Annotated in this window: 16 protein-coding genes; 10 read left to right on the top strand and 6 right to left on the bottom strand. The window is 68.5% G+C overall.

The window, feature by feature from the left end; all coding sequences use genetic code 11:
- The first annotated feature begins 24 nt into the window (after positions 1 to 24).
- Together AC25YV_RS12215 and AC25YV_RS12210 are read left to right on the top strand one after the other, a co-directional pair.
- Positions 25 to 1,170 (top strand): zinc-dependent alcohol dehydrogenase, encoded by a 1,146-nt coding sequence (locus AC25YV_RS12215; protein WP_488124129.1) that lies wholly within the window; start codon positions 25 to 27, stop codon positions 1,168 to 1,170.
- A 17-nt stretch (positions 1,171 to 1,187) separates the two neighbouring features.
- Positions 1,188 to 1,775 carry a hypothetical protein gene (locus tag AC25YV_RS12210; protein ID WP_488124128.1) on the top strand — a complete coding sequence of 196 codons (588 nt, stop codon included), beginning with the start codon at positions 1,188 to 1,190 and terminating at the stop codon, positions 1,773 to 1,775.
- 22 nt (positions 1,776 to 1,797) lie between these two features.
- On the opposite strand, the gene AC25YV_RS12205 is transcribed toward AC25YV_RS12210, so the two are convergent.
- Positions 1,798 to 2,637: a cytochrome c oxidase assembly protein gene (locus AC25YV_RS12205; protein ID WP_488124127.1), complete on the bottom strand. Its 840-nt coding sequence runs from the start codon at positions 2,635 to 2,637 to the stop codon at positions 1,798 to 1,800.
- A complete protein-coding gene (locus AC25YV_RS12200; RefSeq protein ID WP_488124126.1) occupies positions 2,594 to 3,097 on the bottom strand; it encodes a DUF2243 domain-containing protein in 504 nt (167 codons plus the stop codon). The genes AC25YV_RS12205 and AC25YV_RS12200 overlap by 44 nt, the downstream gene beginning before the upstream one ends.
- 110 nt (positions 3,098 to 3,207) lie before the next feature.
- Between AC25YV_RS12200 and AC25YV_RS12195 the strand changes: the two genes are divergently transcribed.
- Positions 3,208 to 5,412: an LLM class flavin-dependent oxidoreductase gene (locus AC25YV_RS12195; protein ID WP_488124125.1), complete on the top strand. Its 2,205-nt coding sequence runs from the start codon at positions 3,208 to 3,210 to the stop codon at positions 5,410 to 5,412.
- Positions 5,413 to 5,456: 44 nt separating this feature from the next.
- On the opposite strand, the gene AC25YV_RS12190 is transcribed toward AC25YV_RS12195, so the two are convergent.
- Entirely contained in the window at positions 5,457 to 6,581 is a 1,125-nt protein-coding gene (locus tag AC25YV_RS12190) for a cystathionine gamma-lyase (protein ID WP_488124124.1), read from the bottom strand.
- Between the two features lie 164 nt (positions 6,582 to 6,745).
- Here AC25YV_RS12190 and AC25YV_RS12185 point away from each other — a divergent pair, with 164 nt between their 5' ends.
- Positions 6,746 to 7,087 (top strand): DUF6804 family protein, encoded by a 342-nt coding sequence (locus AC25YV_RS12185; protein ID WP_488124123.1) that lies wholly within the window; start codon positions 6,746 to 6,748, stop codon positions 7,085 to 7,087.
- 32 nt (positions 7,088 to 7,119) lie between these two features.
- On the opposite strand, the gene AC25YV_RS12180 is transcribed toward AC25YV_RS12185, so the two are convergent.
- Entirely contained in the window at positions 7,120 to 7,515 is a 396-nt protein-coding gene (locus tag AC25YV_RS12180; RefSeq protein ID WP_488124122.1) for a hypothetical protein, read from the bottom strand.
- A 153-nt stretch (positions 7,516 to 7,668) separates the two neighbouring features.
- Here AC25YV_RS12180 and AC25YV_RS12175 point away from each other — a divergent pair, with 153 nt between their 5' ends.
- From AC25YV_RS12175 to dacB, 5 genes are all read left to right on the top strand, one after another.
- Positions 7,669 to 10,410: an OmpL47-type beta-barrel domain-containing protein gene (locus AC25YV_RS12175; protein WP_488124121.1), complete on the top strand. Its 2,742-nt coding sequence runs from the start codon at positions 7,669 to 7,671 to the stop codon at positions 10,408 to 10,410.
- 50 nt (positions 10,411 to 10,460) lie between these two features.
- Positions 10,461 to 11,447, top strand: coding sequence for a hypothetical protein (locus AC25YV_RS12170; RefSeq protein ID WP_488124120.1), 987 nt, complete (start codon positions 10,461 to 10,463; stop codon positions 11,445 to 11,447).
- 66 nt (positions 11,448 to 11,513) lie between these two features.
- The gene (locus tag AC25YV_RS12165) at positions 11,514 to 12,893 is read left to right on the top strand and encodes a helix-turn-helix transcriptional regulator (RefSeq protein ID WP_488124119.1); all 1,380 of its coding nucleotides are present in this window, start codon (positions 11,514 to 11,516) and stop codon (positions 12,891 to 12,893) included.
- Positions 12,894 to 13,002: 109 nt separating this feature from the next.
- On the top strand, positions 13,003 to 14,199 hold the full coding sequence (locus AC25YV_RS12160) for a serine hydrolase domain-containing protein (protein ID WP_488124118.1): 1,197 nt from the start codon (positions 13,003 to 13,005) through the stop codon (positions 14,197 to 14,199).
- Between the two features lie 66 nt (positions 14,200 to 14,265).
- Positions 14,266 to 15,783 (top strand): D-alanyl-D-alanine carboxypeptidase/D-alanyl-D-alanine endopeptidase, encoded by a 1,518-nt coding sequence (dacB, locus tag AC25YV_RS12155; protein WP_488124117.1) that lies wholly within the window; start codon positions 14,266 to 14,268, stop codon positions 15,781 to 15,783.
- 413 nt (positions 15,784 to 16,196) lie between these two features.
- On the opposite strand, the gene AC25YV_RS12150 is transcribed toward dacB, so the two are convergent.
- Complete coding sequence (locus AC25YV_RS12150) at positions 16,197 to 16,808, bottom strand: hypothetical protein (RefSeq protein WP_488124116.1); 612 nt, start codon at positions 16,806 to 16,808, stop codon at positions 16,197 to 16,199.
- A 115-nt stretch (positions 16,809 to 16,923) separates the two neighbouring features.
- On the opposite strand from AC25YV_RS12150, the gene AC25YV_RS12145 reads away from it, so the two are divergent.
- Positions 16,924 to 17,103, top strand: a complete 180-nt coding sequence (locus tag AC25YV_RS12145) for a helix-turn-helix domain-containing protein (protein ID WP_488124115.1) — start codon at positions 16,924 to 16,926, stop codon at positions 17,101 to 17,103.
- Between the two features lie 121 nt (positions 17,104 to 17,224).
- Here the strand turns inward: AC25YV_RS12145 and AC25YV_RS12140 are convergent, their stop codons facing one another.
- On the bottom strand, positions 17,225 to 18,013 hold the full coding sequence (locus AC25YV_RS12140; protein WP_488124114.1) for a hypothetical protein: 789 nt from the start codon (positions 18,011 to 18,013) through the stop codon (positions 17,225 to 17,227).
- Positions 18,014 to 18,333 lie beyond the last annotated feature (320 nt).

Raw genomic sequence — 18,333 nt, 5'->3', positions numbered from 1 at the left:
AGTGGGGGAAACGGGAGGAGACCCATGAAGGCGATGACCTACCGCGGCCCCTACAAACTGCGGGTTCAAGAAAAACCCGATCCGGGCATCGAGCACCCCAACGATGCGATCGTGCGGGTCGAGCTCGCAGCGATCTGCGGTTCCGACCTGCATCTTTATCACGGCATGTTGCCCGACACCCGGATCGGCCACACGTTCGGCCATGAGTTCATCGGCACCGTCGAGTCGGTCGGTTCGTCCGTGCAGAACCTGTCCCCCGGCGACCGGGTCATGGTGCCGTTCAACATCTATTGCGGGTCATGCTTCTTCTGCGCGCGTGGCCTGTTCTCGAATTGCCACAACGTCAACGCGAACGCGACGGCCCTCGGCGGCATCTACGGCTATTCGCACACCGCCGGCGGGTACGACGGCGCGCAGGCCGAGCTAGTGCGCGTGCCCTACTCCGACGTCGGGCCGAGCGTCATCCCCGAGGACATCTCGTCAGAGGACGCGCTCATGCTGACCGACGCGTTCTCGACCGGATACTTCGGAGCACAGCTCGCCGACATCGTAGAGGGCGACACGGTCGTTGTGTTCGGCGCGGGCCCCGTCGGCCTCGCGGCGGCGAGGTCGTGCTGGCTCATGGGTGCGGGACGGGTGATCGTCGTCGATCACCTCGCCTACCGTCTTCGCAAAGCGGCCGACTTCGCGTACGCCGAGACGATCAACTTCGGCGAGGTCGATGACATCGTGCGCACGCTCAAGAAGGCCACGTTCGGGCTCGGTGCCGATTCGGTCATCGACGCCGTCGGAGCCGAGGCCGACGGCCACGTGCTGCAGCATGTCACGTCGGCCAAGCTGAAGCTGCAGGGCGGATCGCCGGTCGCGCTCAACTGGGCGATCGACGCGGTGCGCAAGGGCGGCACGGTCTCGGTGATCGGGGCGTATGGCCCCCTGTTCAGCGCCATCAAGATGGGCGACGCCGTGAACAAGGGCGTCACGATGCGCATGAACCAGGCTCCCGTCAAGCGTCAGTGGCCGCGCCTGTTCGAGCACATCCGCGCCGGTCACATCGCACCGCGCGACCTGATCACGCACCGTTTTCCGCTGGACGAGATCGCCGAGGGCTACCACGTCTTCTCGTCGAAGCTCGACGACATCATCAAGCCCGTCATCGCGCCGGTGGCGTGACCCGGGAAAGGAGCACCATGCCGTACACCGCAGACAAGCCCGGCAGCACCCCCGACCCCACCGACCTGCGCGCGCGCATTCCCGGGTGGGGCGCCGATCTCGATCCCGCCGACCGGCCCGCCTTCCCGCGCGAGCAGCCGGGGATCGAGACCGGTGCGCACTGGGACCTGCCCGAACAGCAGCCCGGGTTCTCCGGCCGCGAGCGCTCGGTCGAGCACGAGCGAATGACACCGGTCTTCGGCACGGCGCAGCCGCTGCACGGAGTGTCCGGCGCCATCCGCCGCTTCGCCTACGTTCGCTACAGCGAGGGCCAGACAGCGCATTGGCTGCTTCTCATCCTCGGTGATCGAGTGGATGCCGCGCTCTCGCACGGGCGGTCGTTCTTCTCGCGGCATCCCGATGAACCGATCAGCCAGTCGGGCATCGCCGGCGAGCGCGGCCGGCATCCGATCGCGTCGCGCCTGACGCCGGGACGCATCGACTACAAGCACACCTGGATGGATCCGCTCCTCGTCGTCGGTCCGTGGGTGCTCGCGGGGCTGGCCGCCGTCAAGCTCGGTCGCGCGATCTTCCTGCCCGCAGAACGCCGACACCGCAGGCGGTAGCCGCACCGAGACCGGCACTCGATCAGGCGACCCGCGCCGCCACCCGCGCCGCACCGCGCGGGCGACCGGCTGCGCGGTACCACTGCGCGCAGAACACGACCACGATGACCGCCTCGACCCACGCCCCGGCGTAGTACATCAGCTGCGCCGCCTGCTGCACGGCGGCGACGTCGAGCCCGGCCGGCGGGTACGCGTAGAGGTATTTCGCGACGATGCTGTGCGCCGCGAGGCTCAGCACGAGAACCACGGCGACGACGGGGCGGGGCGTCGGGTGCGGCCGCGGATCGAGGCCGATGACCGCCGCGGTGAAGAGGTATCCGACGACGACGAGGTGCGCGAGCACGAAGACGTGCAGAAGCGGCACCTGCTGCACGACGACGATGAGCGGTGTCGCATAGAGCAGCCACGATCCGCTCACGAGCAGAATGCCGGCGGTGACGGGATGCGCGATGAGTCGCGCCGCCGCGGAGCCGAGCACGCGCGACAATCGCCGGGCCGGGGTCACCGCGAGGCTGCGCAGCGCGAGGGTGACGGGGGCGCCGAGCACGAGCAGCACGGGGGCGAGCATCGCGCTGACGAGGTGCACGCCCATGTGCGCGACCACGTCGCCGTGCGCGGCGTGCGCGAACGGGCCCGCCAGCGACAGGGTCGCGGCGGTGACTCCCAGCATCCACAGGACCGACCGTGACCAGGGCCAGGCCCGGCCCCGCCGGCGCGAGATGACCACCCCGGCGCCGTAGGCGAGGATCGCCGCGAGTCCCACGAGCACGACGAGCGCGTCGAGCACGGGCAGGGCACCGCCGCTGTGCGCGTGCACGTCAGCGGCCGTCTGCCGTGCGGCGGCGTCGCGTCGCGATGACAAGCACGACGCCCGCGGCGATCATGATGACGGCGGTGACGTTCCAGACGATGTCATAGACGATGAGGTCGTCGACGTATCTGATCTGGTGAAGGCCCATCAGTTTGTGCTGCACGATGCCGTCGTACAGCTGGAAGGCGCCGCCGCCGACGAGCGCTCCCCCGATCCAGCGCCGCCACGAGAGGGCGTTGCGGCGGCGCAGATCGGCGAGGAGGAACAGTCCCGCGATCGTGGCGAACCAGCTGAGGGCGTGGAAGAGCCCGTCCGAGACGAGGCCGATGTCGGTCGTCGACCGGTCGTAGAAGTGATGCCAGTGCAGCAGTTGGTGAAAGACCGTCTCGTCGATGAAGGCGATCGCCCCGACACCGAACAGCACGCCCGACCAGAGGTTGCGGGAGGGCCGCTCGGACGCGGCGACGGACAGGGGCGCCGCTTCTGCGGCTGCGTCGTGTTCGGCTCGCATCCTTCGACAATGCGGGGTTTTGCGCTGGCGCGCGCGGGGCTTGAGGCGCGGCTTGTGTCCTGCTAGCGGTGCCCCGGAAGCATCCACGCGCATGCGCTGTTACCCCTGGCATGGACTACGGCCACCTTCTCCGTTTCGGCACCTTCATCACTCCCGCCGCGGGTGATCCCCAGCGGCCCGTGCAGCTCGCGCAGTTGAGCGAGCAGCTCGGCTTCGACCTCGTCACGTTCCAGGACCACCCGTATCAGCCGGCGTTCCTCGACACGTGGACGCTGCTGTCCTACGCCGCCGCGGCGACGTCGACGATCCAGCTCGCGCCGAACGTGCTGAACCTGCCGATGCGTCCGGCTCCCGTAACGGCGCGCGCGGCGGCATCCCTCGATCTGCTCTCGGGCGGCCGCTTCGCCCTCGGGCTCGGCGCGGGCGGATTCTGGGATGCGATCGAGGCGATGGGCACGCGCCGCCTGACGCCCGGCGAGGCGGTCGACGCGCTGGCCGAGGGCATCGAGGTGATCCGCGAACTGTGGGACACCGACACGCGCGGCGGGGTGCGCGGCGGCGAGCACTACCCCCTGAAGGGCGCCAAGCGAGGGCCCGCGCCCGCGCACCGCGTGCCGATCTGGATCGGCGCCTACAAACCCCGGATGCTGCGCCTCACCGGCCGCCTCGGCGACGGGTGGCTGCCCTCGCTCGGGTATATGAAGCCCGGTGACATCGCCGCGGGGAACGCCCGGATCGATGAAGCGGCGACCGCGGCAGACCGGCACCCCGATGAGATCGTGCGGCTGCTCAACATCTCGGGGCGCGAGTCGGCCGACGAGCTCGCGGCGCTCGCCATCGACGACGGGGTCTCGACGTTCATCGTCAGCAGCGACGACCCGGGGCTGCTGCAGCGCTTCTCGGCCGAGACCGCGCCCGCCGTGCGCGAGGCCGTCGACGCCGAACGCGCACGCACCGGAATCTCGACTCCCGGCCGCTCGAGCACCGCGCTCGCGGCCCGCCGCGCCGGCATCGCGTACGACGGCATCCCCGCCTCGCTGCGGGACACCGCCGTCGAGCCGGGCGACTTCGCGTACCGCACGGTGCGCTCGACGTACATGCGCGGCGGCGCGCCGGGGGTCGTGCTGCGCCCCCGCACGGTCGACGAGGTGGTGGATGCCGTGGGCTTCGCGCGGCAGCATCCGGATCTGCCGTTGGGTGTGCGAAGCGGCGGGCACGGCATCAGCGGGCGGTCGACGAACGACGGCGGCATCGTGATCGATCTGCGCGCGCTCGCCGACATCGAGGTGCTCGACGAGCAGACCCGGCGCGTGCGGATCGGCCCCGGAGCGCGGTGGATGGAGGTGGCCCGGGCGCTGCAGCGGTACGGCTGGGCGCTGAGCTCGGGCGATTCCGGCGGTGTCGGCGTCGGCGGACTCGCGACGGCCGGCGGGGTGGGCTTCCTCGGGCGCGAGCACGGGCTGACGATCGACAGTCTCGTCGCCGCCGAGGTGGTGCTCGCCGACGGGCAGGTCGTGCGCGCGTCGGCCGGCGAGAACCCCGACCTGTTCTGGGCGCTGCGCGGCGCGGGCGGCAACATCGGCATCGTGGTGTCGTTCGAGTTCGAGGCATCGGCCGTCGGCGACGTCGGGTGGGTGCAGCTCACCTTCGACGCCTCGGATACCGCCGCGTTCGTGCGCGGCTTCGCCGACACGATGAGTGCCGCCCCGCGGGATGTGACGCTGTTCGCGATCCTCGCGCCGGCGCGCGGCGGCCAGCCGCCGATCGGGCAGGTGTACGGCGTCGTCGACAGCCCCGACGCCGACACGATCATCGAGCGACTGCAGCCGTTCGCCCAGATCGCGCCGTTGGTCGGGCAGTCCGTGCAGCTCGCGTCGTACGCCGATGTGATGGCCAACGCCTCGGATGCCGCGCACAGCGGTCAGGGCGAGCCGCGGTTCCGCTCGGGCCTTCTCGGCCGCATCACCGACGAGAGCGCCGAGGCGATCGCCGCGATCGTGCGGTCGGGATCGGCACCGTGGTTCCAGTTGCGCGCCGTCGGCGGGGCGGTCGCGGATGTGCCCGCCGATGCCACCGCCTACGCGTTCCGCGACGCGGAGTTCTCGGTCGCCGCGATCGGCTCGAGCGCGACGTTCGAGCAGCTGTGGAACGACCTCGCGCAGCATTTCGACGGCCTCTACCTGAGCTTCGAGACCCGGGTCAGCCCGGAGATCGTGGCGCAGGCGTTTCCTCCGGCGACTCTCGAGCGTCTACGCGAGATCAAGCGCCGCTACGACCCGACGGCGCTGTTCCGCGACAACTTCCCCATCGCCTGACCTCGGCGAGGCGCCCGCGGCAGGTCGTGGCGGGCGTCCACCGCTCAGCGACCGGTCGCGGTGTCCGAGAGCGCCTGCGCGATGTCGGCCCAGAGCTCTTCGGTCGGCTCGCAGCCGACCGACAGGCGCACGAAGCCGTCGGGCACGTCGTCGCCCCAGCGCGCCCGGCGCTCGGCCGATGAGTGCACACCCCCGAAGCTCGTCGACGGCACGACGAAACGTGCTCGCTCGATGAATCGCTCGGCGGCATCCACGGTGTCGAGGGTGATCCCGATGAGCGACCCGAACCGCAGCATCTGCCGCTCGGCGATCTCGCGCTGGGGGTGCGACGACAGGCCGGGATACGCCACCTCGACCACGCCCGGCACGTCGACGAGCCGCTCGGCGATCACGGCGGCACTCGTGCACATGCGGTCGAACCGCACCTCGAGCGTCTCGAGGCCGCGGTGCACGATCCACGCCTCGAACGGCCCCGGAATGCCGCCCGTGATCTTGCGCCAGTCGCGCACCCGCTCCATGACACCGGCGTCGCGGCTCGCGACGTGACCGAGGAGTGCGTCGGAGTGCCCGTTCACCGCCTTCGTGTCGGATGCCACCACGACATCGGCGCCGAGATCGAGCGGACGCTGCCCCAGAGGCGTCATGGTCGTGTTGTCGACCACGAGGAGTCCGCCCGCGTCGTGAACACGGCGCGCCATGTCGGCGATGTCGCACACGTCGAGAGCAGGGTTCGAGGGCGTCTCGAGGAACACGAGCCGGAATCCCGCCACGTCGACCGAGGCGTAGTCGCGCGTCGCGCACAGCTCGACCTCGACGTCGATCGTCTCGAGATACTTGTCGGCGATGAGGCGCGTCGTGTAGTAGCCGTCGCTCGGGAGCAGCACGCGGTCCCCCGGACGCAGATGCGTCAGCAGCACGGCCGCGATCGCGGCCATCCCCGACGGAAAGATCGCCGTCTCGGCGCGCTCGAGCAGCGACAGCGCGTCTTCGAGGGCCGTCCACGTCGGCGAGCCCATCCGTCCGTACTGGTACGGGATGCCCGTGGGGTCTCCCGGCAGCACGAACGTGCTCGCCGAGACGACGGGCGGCGAGAGGGGTTCGCCGGGGCGCAGTGTCTGCGCACGATGGTGCAGCACCTCGGCAAACGAGGGCTCGGCGAATGCGTCCACGGTTCACTCCTCCCGGCAGCCGACGCGACATCGTCGGACGCTCCAGATTTTCACACGGATGACCGACACCCCGCGTGGCCCACGACCGCGCCCGCCCGAATCGCCCACTCCTGCCCTCCCGTCGTACAGTCGACTGACCCTCCCGCCCACGAACGGAGCCCCTGGTGTCCTCACGTCCGACGCCATCACCCGCCTTCCAGCGCAACGCCCTGGCCCCGGGGATCCTGGCCTCGATCGTCTGCATCGCCGGCATCGCGCTCGTCGATCAGGAGCTCTACCTCGTGGCGCGCTTCATCATCGCGATCCTCGCCGTGATCATCGGCTGGTTCGCCGTGCAGGCGGGGCAGTGGTGGTGGGCCCTGCCGATGCTCGCGATCGCCGTGGTGTGGAACCCGCTCTACCCGATCGTCTTCGACGGACCGTGGTGGATCGGCGTGAACATCGCCGCGACGGCGACGTTCCTCTCTGCCGGCGCGCTGATCAAGACCCCGAGGCCGATGCCCTGACCTGCGTGGGTCTCCCCCGGCGTCAGCCCCGGTCAGATCGCCATCGCCATCGTGCCGTATCCCATCGCGATGAGGAACGACATCACCGCGAGCACGAGCGACACGGGCGCCATCGTGTAGCGCTCGGGTCTGCTGCGTGAGATCCCGTTCACGGCGATGCCGAGCACGAAGTAGGCGAAGATGACCCACATCGCGATCTGGCTGAACGGGTCGGGGAACACCTGGATGACGCCGACCCGGTCCCACGCGATGAGGGCGATGAGGGCGTAGACGAGCACCGAGACGGCGCTGCCGATACGCAGGCGACGCGGAAGCACCCTGCGCTGCCCGCCCCACGCGAAGCGCCCGAGCGGCGCCCCCGCAATGAGGGCGATCTGAAAGATCGCGAGCAGCGCCAGAACGACGGTGAGCACGGGGGCGAAGGGCATGGGGTCACCGTACCGGGCGGCGTCAGCGCAGGCTGAACCCGCCGTCGCTCGTGAGCACCTGACCCACGACCCATCTGCCCGTATCAGCCGCCACCCGCCATCCCTCTTTTTCTTGTGACCGCATTCAGCGCCCTTCACGCGCAAGGAGGAGTCATGGCTGCACGCAGCGTGACCATCAAGGTCCAACTCGACATCGATGTGGCTCTCGTGTTCGATCACGACAGCGTGCAGCACGGCATCTGGGGTTCGCCGCCGCCGCCGCGGATCGAGCCCGGCACGACGGCCCAGTGGGTCGCCGAGTCTGACGGCATCGCGACGGGAACCGAGGGCACGGTCTGGTACCGGCTCGATACGCCGGGAGCGACGGGTCTCGTGCGCCTGCACTGGGACAACCCGTACATCGGCAGCAACAACTTCGACCAGTCCGGTCCCGAGGTGCTGACCGTGGCGCGCGCCGGCGACGGGTCGGGCAACGACGCGACGGCGCACTGGGTCATCGCCGACGCGTCGACGACGGGCGACGGCATCCCTGATTCGTGGAAGACCTCGGGCGCGACGATCGACCCCGGCGACGGCTCGGGACCGCAGTTCGTCGACCTGCCCGCGATGGGTGCGACGGTCGGCAAGCCCGACATCTTCGTGCACCTCGACTGGATGGATGACGCCACCCACTCGCACCGCCCGAGCGACGCTGCGATCCGGCTCGTGATCGATGCGTTCGCGAATGCGCCGTACGTGGCACGCAACGGGGCTGTGGGCATCAATCTGCACGTGGATGCGGGGCCCACCAGCATCCTGAATCCGACGACCGGCGCGACGTGGGGGCCCCTCAGCCGTGCCGCGTCGGTGGGGCACGTCGCGCAGCTGGGCACGACGAGTCCGGACGCCGCGGGCATCAACTACGACTGGACCGATTTCGACAAGCTCAAGGGCCGTGCCGGCGGGCACCTCGCCTCAGGGCGCGGTCCGATCTTCCGCTACGCCGTGGCGTGTCATCAGATCGGCTCGGTGGGAAACAGCGGCGTCGCCCGCAACATGCCCGGGTCGGACTTCATCGTGAGCCTCGGCACGTTCGCCCCGCCGATCACCGACATGAACGTGGCGGGCACCTTCATGCACGAGCTCGGTCACGCGCTCGGCCTGGATCACGGCGGCAGTGACGGGGTGAACTTCAAAGCGAACTACCCGAGCGTCATGAGCTATCTCTGGCAGATGTCGGGCATCCGCCGAGGCGGCGCATTCGTCCTGGACTACTCGAGCGTCGCGCTGGCGGTCCTCAGCGAGATGGCACTCAACGAGACGGTCGGTTTGGGGCCAGGTTCAGCCGGGTACGCCACGTCGCGCTGGCTGCCGGCGACCCCCACCGCCCCCGCGGGCTTCGTGCAGGTGGCGGATGCCGCCGCGCCCATCGACTGGAACGGCGATGGTCTCGCCACCGCCGTGAACCTGTCGGTGGACACCAACAACGACGGCGCGCAGACGACCCTGCAGCCGTGCAACGACTGGCAGATCCTGCGGCTGCGCGGCGGGGCGATCGGCTCGGGCGGGTATGAGCCTCCGACCGTGTCGCTCCTGCTGCCCGAGCTCACACCGCAGCTGCAGGCGCAGATCCTGCCGCCAGACACGACCCCTCCCACGACGACCGCGATCGTGTCGCCTCCGCCGAACGCGGCGGGCTGGAACCGCACGCCGATCGCCGTGCAGCTGACCGCGACCGACGACATGTCGGGTGTCGCGCGCACCGAATACCGCCTCGACGGCGTCGGGCCGATGACGTATTCGACGCCGATCGGCGTGGCGAGCGAGGGCTCGCACGCGGTCGATTTTCACTCCGTCGACCGGTCGCAGAACGTCGAGCCGCAGCAGCGGCTTGTCGTCGCGGTCGACCTGACGGCGCCCGAGATCGAGATCTTCTACGCCCCCGACATCGATGACATCCTCGTGCAGGGGCGGGACGCGCTCTCGGGAGTGGCGACGGGACCGATCGCACCGGCATCCCGCGCCGACACGGAGTGGACGCCCTTCGGCTCGGACACCGCCGAGATGCGCGTCTACGAGGTGCGTGATCTCGCCGACAACACCACAACGCTGCATCTGAAAGTGCGGTGCTCGCCGTTCGCCTATGAGGCGAGCGTGATCGCGCTCGTGTACGACGACTACCGGCACGCGCGCGAGAGCGCAGACGAGGTGCGGCCCATCGACTCGCCCGAAGGCGAGCGCGACGAGTGGCGGCGACGCAGCGAGCGCAACACGATGGTGTTCGAGCGCCTCGTGGGTCGCAACGCCGCTCACCCCCTGCTCGGCGTGCGCCAACTCGTCGCGATCGGCGGCGGAGAAGCTCGGCGCGTCGTGAAGGCGCGGTGGGATGCCCTCGACGACTACTCGATCGTCGTGCACGAGTCGGGGACGGGGACGTGTGGGCCGTGCCGGGATGCGGATCCGGAGCGCGAGCGGGAGCGCGAGCGCGAGGAGCGAGAGCGGGAGCAGCGCGAACGCGAGGAGCGGGAACGCGAACGCGAAGAGGAGCGCGAGCGCGAACGCGAGGAGCAGAAAGGCGAGCGGGAACGCGAGGAGCGGGAACGCGAACGCGAGGAGGAGCGCGAGCGCGAAGAGGAGCGCACCGAGCGAGACGTGGATGAGCGCAGCGAGCGCGCGCTGCCGCATACCGCCGGGCGCCCGGTCGACGGCAGGACGCAACCACGCGGCGACGACTGCGGATGCGGCGGAACCCCGGACGACGAGGGTTCGGACAACGAGGGCACCGCGCGCACCCCTTCGACCACAGGGAGTGCCCGTCCGTGCGGCCCGGTGCCCGTCTCAGAGCGGGACGTCCGCGGCTTCGTCGTCCTGCGGGTGCGCAGCGACGACGGCCGCCTCTACGTCGACGAAGAGTAGACGGGGGCGGGCATTTCCAGCCGGTCCGCGCGAAGCTGTAGCATTCGGCGGTGGCGAAGAATGCGGCATACATCGGGCTGGCCGGTCCGTTCGGTTACGACTACCGCAATCCGGCACCGCGGGTGGATGAGCGCGACGGCAGCAGTCCCAACCCGGTTCTCGAGAACGTGCTGGGGCTGCTCCTCTGCTACGACGAGCTCGTGTTTCTGGCGCCGCAGTTCTGCCCCGCGGATATGCGCGACCTTCCCTATGTCCGCTTCCTCACCGACGACCCCCCGTCGATCGACGCCGCCGTCACCGCGCTCGACGCGTTCGACGCAGCAGGTGACGCAGAGTGGTTGGACAGTCCCAGCTTCCAGCTCTTCGCCGACATCTCAGCGGAGATGTGCGGGCCGGCCTCGGGCGAGTTCGCGATCGACAACCACACGAGAAACCTGCATGTCGGGCAGACCGAGGTCGTGGGCAATGGCATGCGACTCGACAACGCATTGCGTGACCTGTGGGTCGTTGCCGAACTCGGCCTGAGTCACACCGACGTCATCTTGGGTTCGCCAGCCCAAGAAGCGCTGAACAACGAGCTCGAGCGCGAGCTGGCCGACAGCCAATACTTCAGCGCGACGAAGCGCGCCGCAGCGACACAGCTGGCGGCCCTACAAGTGCCCAACATCCTCGGCCCGTCCGGTTCGTACCACGAAGGGCTCGAGGACATCCGCGATCGCCGCGATGTCGCTGAGTTCCGGCAGTACCTCCTCTCCATCGATGCACCGGTCACCGACGGGATCAGCCTCGCGAACGAGATCTCTCAGGCGGCGTTCGACGCCGTGGATGCCTTGGCCGAGCGGTACGTGAAGGATCCGCACGTCTTTCGGTCGATCGGTGTCCCCGTCGCCCAGGGTGTGCTGGACACGATGGTTCCGGGGGTGGGAACCGCGGCGACCTATATCGCAGAGACGCCGTTCCGTATCCGGGAGCGCAGGTTCCAGAACGCGCGCACGTGGGCGCCGTTCGTGGTGGCGTTGAATCGGCCGACCCGATAACGGAATGGCTCGCACGGCTCGCCCGGGGCCTTGACCAGACAACTTGTGAACCACCGAAGGATCCCCATGAGTCACGCCCGGATCCTTCCGAACAGCACCCGCTCCCTGGATCGAGCGCTCGTCGCGATCGGCGCGCTCAGCGCCTTCGTCGTGATCATCGTCGTCGCGATCCTGTGGCCGCAGGTCACCCCCGACGACGCTGTCACCCTGATCTCACCCCTCGGATTCGCGATATATGCCGTCGCGGGAATCATCGCCTGGCAGCGTCGGCCGAGCAACGCCATGGGTGCCCTCATGATCTGGACCGGGGCGGCGGTGCTGGTGGGCGGCCTCGGCTCGACCGGGGTTCCGCTGTTGCAGGCCCTCGGCACGATCCTCGCCACGCTCGCACTGGCGGCGGTGATTCATCTCGTGCTCGCCTTTCCCACCGGACGGCTTGAGACACCCGCCACGCGGGTAGCGGTGTGGTGCACCTATGTCGTGTCGCTCGTCCTGCAGATACCGCTCTACCTCTTCGACCCGAACAGTGCGTTTCCGCCGCTCGCCATCGCGGACGCCCCCACGGTCGTCGAGGTGACGAAGCTCGCCCAGACCGTTGCGGGGGCGACCGTCACGATCGCCGCCGTGGTGATCCTGGTGGGGCGGCTTCTGCGCGCCGAGCCCATCCATCGCCGCATGCTCGTGCCGCTGCTGGCCTACAGCATCTTCGCCGTGGCGTTCACTCCCCTGCTCTCGCTCGTGCGCGCCCTGGTGCCCGTTGACCCGCTGGTGCTCGCGATGTCGCAGTTCGTCGTGGTCTCGGGCGTGCCGATCGCCTTCGTCTTCGGGCTGCTGCGCGGCGGCTTTCCGCGCACGGGCGGCCTCGAAGAGCTCGGCACGTGGCTCGGGGATGCCTCGGTGTCGGGCGATCGTCTGTCGGACGCCCTCTCGCGGGCCCTCGGCGACCCGTCGCTCGAGCTGTACTTCCGCTCCGATGAGAAGGGCGTCTTCGCCGACGCCGAAGGCCGGGTGATCGACGAGCACGCAGACCCGCGCCGCGGGCGCAGCGACATCGTCGTCCGCGGTGAGGTCGTCGGCATCATCGTCTACGACGCGGGCCTGATCACCGACGCGGGCCTCGTCGCCGCGGCGGGCGGCATCGTCGCCATCGCCGTCGAGCGCGAACGCCTGAGCACCGACCTGCTCGCCACCAAACAGATCATGGTCGGCCGGTCGCTGGGCAGTGACGCCGTGTTTCGCTCGCTCACTCCGCGTCAGCGAGAGGTGCTCGCGCTGGTGGCCGAGGGGCGCAGCAATGCCAGCATCGCCGCCAAGCTCTTCGTCGCCGAGAAGTCGGTCGTGCAGCACGTCTCGCGCATCTATCAGGCACTGGATCTGCCGATGGATGCCGAGGCGCACCGCCGCGTGCAGGCTGTCGTGCTCTACCTCGCGGCCGCCGAGACGTGAGACCCAGGCCCGTTTTTCGCGGACGTCAGCGAAAACGGGACCTAGGTCGCTACTGCGCGTGATCCCGAAGTCGCTAGCTTGGAGCCCTCTTCGACCTGGGGGGTCTCTCGTGTTCGGCTTCACGGCTCTCGGCACACCCGCGCGCCGACGCGGCATGCGCACAGCCATCCTGTCCACCGTCATCGTCGTCGCCGGGGCCGTCGCACTGGGCGGCTGCGCCGCGACACCGGGCACCGCCCCGACGTCGTCGTCCGCCCCCTCGGCCTCTGCAGCCGACGGGCAGTTGCCGGCCGAGCTGCAGGCCGAGTTGCAGAAGACACTCGACGAGAGCATGACCGATTTCGATGTGCCGGGCGCTCTGGTGGGCGTCTGGATTCCGGGTCAAGGCTCGTGGACGACGGCCGCAGGTCTGGCCGATATCGACGGCGGCGCTGCACCGACACTCGACATGTCGTGGCCCATCCGCAGTGTGACGAAGTCGTTCACGGTCACGCTCCTCTTGCAGCTCGTCGACGAGGGCAAGGTGTCGCTCGATGACACGCTCGACCAGTACGTCGACGATGTCGCGAACGGCGACCGCATCACGCTGCGCCAGCTCGCGGGCATGTCCAGCGGCAACCCCGACTACACGACGGACGAGTTCCAGACGGTCTTCCTCGAAGACCAGACGCGCATGTTCACGCTCGCAGAGCTCAACGCCTTCGTGCTCGGCCAGCCCGCGCAGTTCGAACCGGGCGCGAAACACGTCTATACGAACGCGAACACCAACCTGCTGGGCGCGGTCATCGAGAAGGTGACCGGCCAGCCGTACGCCGAGGTCATCGACGAGAAGCTCCTGACGCCGCTCGGGCTCGATGACACCCGGTACATCCTCGATGTCAGCACCTGGACCGAGCCGCATCCGCTCGGTTACGGACCCCCCGACGAGCCGCGCGAGCCGTTCGAGCAGAACTTCTCGATCCTGGGCCCGGCCGGGTCGCTCATCAGCACGGTCAACGACGCCCGCACGTGGGTCGAAGCTCTCGCCACGGGTGCGCTGCTCTCGCCTGAGACGCAGGCCGAGCGTCTCATGGGAGCGCCGCTGGACGCGGGCCCGCCGTACGGCCAGTACGCGCTCGGGATCGGCGAGACCGACGGATGGTGGGGCCACAACGGCGAGGGACTGGGCTTCACCGTCGCGGTCTTCCACAACCCCGACAGCGGCGCCAGCATCGTCGTGTACACGAACGAATCCAATGCCGAAAACGGCGTACACCCCGCCGACGAGACGTTCCGACGCCTCGCCGCCATCGTAGACAGCGAGTAGCACGTGCCCCTCTCCCCCGTCCGTTGGACCGCCGCCGCGGTAACTCTCGTGCTCATAGGTGGGCTGATGACCGCCTGCACCGTCGGCGCCCCGAGCCCCGCATCGACGACGAGCGATTCCGCCGTGCCCGAGGCTGCGCTCAAGGTGATGAACCAGCCGCAGTACTCCCACGCGAGCTGGTTGATGTCGGTGCGCGACCTCGACACCGGAGAGGTGCTGCTCGACCTCGACGGCGACAAGATGAGCGAGCCCGCGTCATTCACGAAGACCTACAGCGTCGGCGCGGCGTGGCTCAAGTGGGGGCCCGACTACGTCATCACGACCCCGGTCAAGAGCACCGGCGAGGTCACGGCGGGCACTCTCGACGGCGACCTCGTGCTCGTCGGCAAGGGCGACTTCACGCTCGGCGGCCGCACGAAGGCCGACGGCACCGTCGACTACACGAACCTCGACCACAACGATGCCAACCCGCTGCCGGGCGCCACGCTCACGACCGAAGACCCCCTGACGGGCCTTGACGACCTCGCGGCTCAGGTCAAGGCATCCGGGATCGATGCGCTGTCCGGAACCGTCGTGGTCGATGATCGTCTCTTCCAGGGCACGCTCGAGGGCGAGCCGATCAGCCCGATCGTGGTCAACCAGAACCTGATCGACGTGCTCGTCACGCCCGGGGCACCCGGCGAGCCGGCAACGGTCGAGATGAGCCCGCAGGTGTCGCCCTGGCGAATCGTGAGCGACGTGCAGACGGTGGATGCCGGCGCCGACTTCGCCGTCACCAACCCGGTCGACGGGGGCGACGGCGCGATCACGGTCGGCGGCACGATCGCCGCCGACAGCGAGCCGGTGCTCAAGGTGTTCGCCCTCGAGGACCCCGCGACGTTCGCCCGCACGGCGTTCATCGAGGCACTCGGCCGTGCCGGAGTCACCGTGGGCGGCGACCCGATCGCGGCGAACTCGACGGCGTCGCTGCCATCGAAAGAAGACGTCGACGCACTGCCCTCGGTGGCCGAGTTCGACTCGCTGCCGCTGTCTGAGCAAGCCAAGTACGTCATGAAGATCAGTTACAACCGCGGCGCGCAGGCGTACGTGTGCATGCTGTCGGCCGCCGCAGGCAAAGACGACTGCAGCGCCGGTCTGACCGAGCTGCAGAAGATCTGGACCGATGCGGGGCTCGACACCACCGGGATCTCGCTCGTCGACGGGTCGGGTTTGGTCGGCAACTACGTCACTCCCCGAAACGGGGTCGAGGCGCAGTCGATCATGCTGAAGCGCCCCGACGGCGACCTCTGGCGGGCCACGATGCCGATCCTCGGGGTCGATGGATCGCTCGCGACCGTGCAGCCGGACAGCAGCGCCGCAGGCAAGGTGTTCGCCAAGACCGGCACGCTGCTCGGCGGTGATGACGCGAACGGCCGCTACCGCGTCAACACCAAGGCGCTCGGCGGAGACATGGAAGCCAAGAGCGGCCGCAACCTCGTGTTCGTGATCATCATGAACCAGGGCTTTGCCTCGGACATCAACGGGGTCTTCGCCGCGAACGATGACGTGGGCGCGGTTGTTGCGGCGATACAGCAGGCTTATTGAGGGGTTGGGGCAGGCGGGCTCTGCTTACCTAAAGGATGAGGTGCACGCCGCAGCTCGAGTTCGCGGGGCTCCTGTGCGGCAGAGCGAAAGGGCTGTACCCCTGGAGGGACTCGAACACGTTTTGAGCATTTTGCATGCCACCGTCGAACAGCAAATTTCCGCGTAATCACGCGGGTTTTGGAGGTCTCACCGACATCGGGCGACGTCCGAAAACAGCTAGTTGGAAATCAAAAGTGGGCAAAACGTGGGCAAAAACTCCCTGTCGTGGAGCAGGTCTCCGACCGGTGCGAGAAACGGATGTGGGCAAAAACGTATTCGCTTCCCAGAAGCTGGCAAGATTTGTGCACTTTGCTACCGCTGGAGGAGTAAGTAGTGCAAAGTGCCAAGGAGACGCTCGGTGCACCAGATTGCCGTCAACGTCCCATCGAGGGGCCTGACGGAGTGCCGGGGAGTTGGTGCGGCCGCGTCTGTTCGTCTTCGGCGGCTCGCATTCGGTTGTACGTCGCCCGCGTAATCAGATCTTCGGCGAGGCCGGCTTCGCGGGCGCGAGCCATCATGCGGGTCGCAGTACTGACGCTCACACCGAGTTGCTCGGACACGAGCTTGAGGGGCGGCACGTTGACAGTCGCCGCTAGCCGGTAAAGCGTCACCGCCTCGAGCACCGTCTCCTGGTAGGTGCGATCGGTACGCGAGCTCACCTCCGCGATGTACTCACCGAACGACTCGGGCTTGCCCACCTCACGCGTCACAGTGACCACGCGCATAGATGAGAGCGAGACGAGGTACTGAACGCGCACATCGCGGAGCGCGGCGGCTGTCACCTCATCCCCCTCCCCCGCGCGATCGAGGCGGACCGATGCGGCCGCGGTGCGCCGCAGCTGTTCGTCAAACACCACGTGAAGGCGGATCGCGCCCGCGACGTTCGGCTCGCCGGTGGCGACCACATCCCATGCCTTCGGGATGCTGACGCCGTCGCCGACGTTGATCCGCTCACTGTCCGTCTCCTCGACGACCAAGTCACTCATGCCGTGAGCTTTTCATGATTCTGGCGCGCTGAGCAATATGTGTCGCGGCTTGCTCACGGCAGGAGTACGGTGTGGGCAAGCAATGACATGCATTGCTCACCGAAAGGAGAAGGACATGAACAAGACGGACAGCTCGCTCGCGCTGACGATGAAGGATGCCGCCAAGCTCGTCGGCGTCGACTACCGCACGATCAAGCTCGGCATCGACAGCGGCACCATCCCCACAATCCAGCTCGGCCCGCGCCGGATGATCCCTCGAGTCCCGCTGCTGCGCGCCTTCGGCGTCGACGCCTGACCACGACAGGGCAGCGAGTGCTGCTAAGCGGGCCTACATCGGTCTGGCCATCCCGACGCAGTCATCGAGCGTCGAAGATTGGTCGATGTGAACGCATGAATCACCCTTCGTGCGAGGCGGCTTATGTCATACACGAGCACGGGCCCGCCGCAGTGAACGTGGTGAAGCACTCGGGGCAGGTGCCGTAATCCTTCTTCGGCACGTAGCGTCCGAACGACGCTGCAAAGGCCAGGGGCTCGTCGGACCCAGCAGGGTCGAGGGAGAAAGTGGCAGGAACAGAAGCGGGGTGGCGGGGAGGAGCTGGCTTCCCTCGTAGCTCCTTCGACCCACGGATTCCGTGAGCCTTCCGCCTGCCGGCGGGGTACTCAAGGTTCGCGTAGGGCAACGGCGCAGATGGGTCGACGAGCGAACGGCGCGTGTCGACGGGAACCCCTTCGGCAAACAGCGCGACCATCGTCTTCTCAGCATCATCCGGCCGAGCCGCTGCGCCGTAGTGCACCCAGAGAAGCTCCGTGTCGAGCATCTTTAGTGGCCAACCGCCGGCGTGCGGCCCCCTGGCGCCGGCCCTGGTGTCGTAGAACTGCTTCACCCGGTGCCCTGTGTCGGTCCCGGCCTTACCGATGTAGACGATGCTCTCGCCGGCGGGCCACATTGCGCGCAGTCTTGTTGCGAGTCGCCCCGCGTCGGCGGCGGCGTGGTCGATGGTAAGTTCCGGGCGCACACGGAGGGGATGCTCGAGCGCGGTGGGGTTTAGCGGGCACTCAGCGACTCCACCGTCGCGAGCTGGGTCTTCGCCGGTCGAGATGACATACACACCTGGTCTTTCAAGCGGCACACGGGTTCCCCAGCGGACGACGCCGGAACGGGTCACACCAGCGTGCTCGAACAGTTCACGGACAGTCGTCGACATTCTCGCTCCCCACCGCGTGTGACTCTCTGCTCCGGAGCCTAGCGGCGGGTGTAGACACCGCCGCGCACTCTTCACGACGTGAGGAGGACGCGCCGGACGACTAGCGAAGGTTTCCACGTCTCGCTTGAGCGTCGGCGTTCTCATTGCCAGACAATTGAGCCTCAGGGACTGCCCCTACTTTGGTTGACGGGTAGGGGTCGGGGTGTTCAGGCCGCTTCTGGGGACTGCCCCTACTTTGGTTGACGGGTAGGGGTCGGGGTGTTCAGGCCGCTTCTGCGGACTGCCCCTACTTTGGTTGACGGGTAGGGGTCGGGGACGGG

The sequence above is a fragment of the Microbacterium sp. Y832 genome (assembly GCF_057669765.1).
This window is presented reverse-complemented; position numbering and strand designations above follow the sequence as displayed.

Excerpts from the sequence above, each read along its gene's own strand:
- AC25YV_RS12210 (WP_488124128.1), top strand. The coding sequence starts at position 1,188 with ATGCCGTACACCGCAGACAAGCCCGGCAGCACCCCCGACCCCACCGAC.
- AC25YV_RS12145 (WP_488124115.1), top strand. The coding sequence starts at position 16,924 with ATGAACAAGACGGACAGCTCGCTCGCGCTGACGATGAAGGATGCCGCC.
- AC25YV_RS12200 (WP_488124126.1), bottom strand. The coding sequence starts at position 3,097 with ATGCGAGCCGAACACGACGCAGCCGCAGAAGCGGCGCCCCTGTCCGTC.
- AC25YV_RS12195 (WP_488124125.1), top strand. The coding sequence starts at position 3,208 with ATGGACTACGGCCACCTTCTCCGTTTCGGCACCTTCATCACTCCCGCC.
- AC25YV_RS12175 (WP_488124121.1), top strand. The coding sequence starts at position 7,669 with ATGGCTGCACGCAGCGTGACCATCAAGGTCCAACTCGACATCGATGTG.
- dacB (WP_488124117.1), top strand. The coding sequence starts at position 14,266 with ATGACCGCCTGCACCGTCGGCGCCCCGAGCCCCGCATCGACGACGAGC.
- AC25YV_RS12140 (WP_488124114.1), bottom strand. The coding sequence starts at position 18,013 with ATGTCGACGACTGTCCGTGAACTGTTCGAGCACGCTGGTGTGACCCGT.
- AC25YV_RS12165 (WP_488124119.1), top strand. The coding sequence starts at position 11,514 with ATGAGTCACGCCCGGATCCTTCCGAACAGCACCCGCTCCCTGGATCGA.
- AC25YV_RS12215 (WP_488124129.1), top strand. The coding sequence starts at position 25 with ATGAAGGCGATGACCTACCGCGGCCCCTACAAACTGCGGGTTCAAGAA.
- AC25YV_RS12180 (WP_488124122.1), bottom strand. The coding sequence starts at position 7,515 with ATGCCCTTCGCCCCCGTGCTCACCGTCGTTCTGGCGCTGCTCGCGATC.
- AC25YV_RS12150 (WP_488124116.1), bottom strand. The coding sequence starts at position 16,808 with ATGAGTGACTTGGTCGTCGAGGAGACGGACAGTGAGCGGATCAACGTC.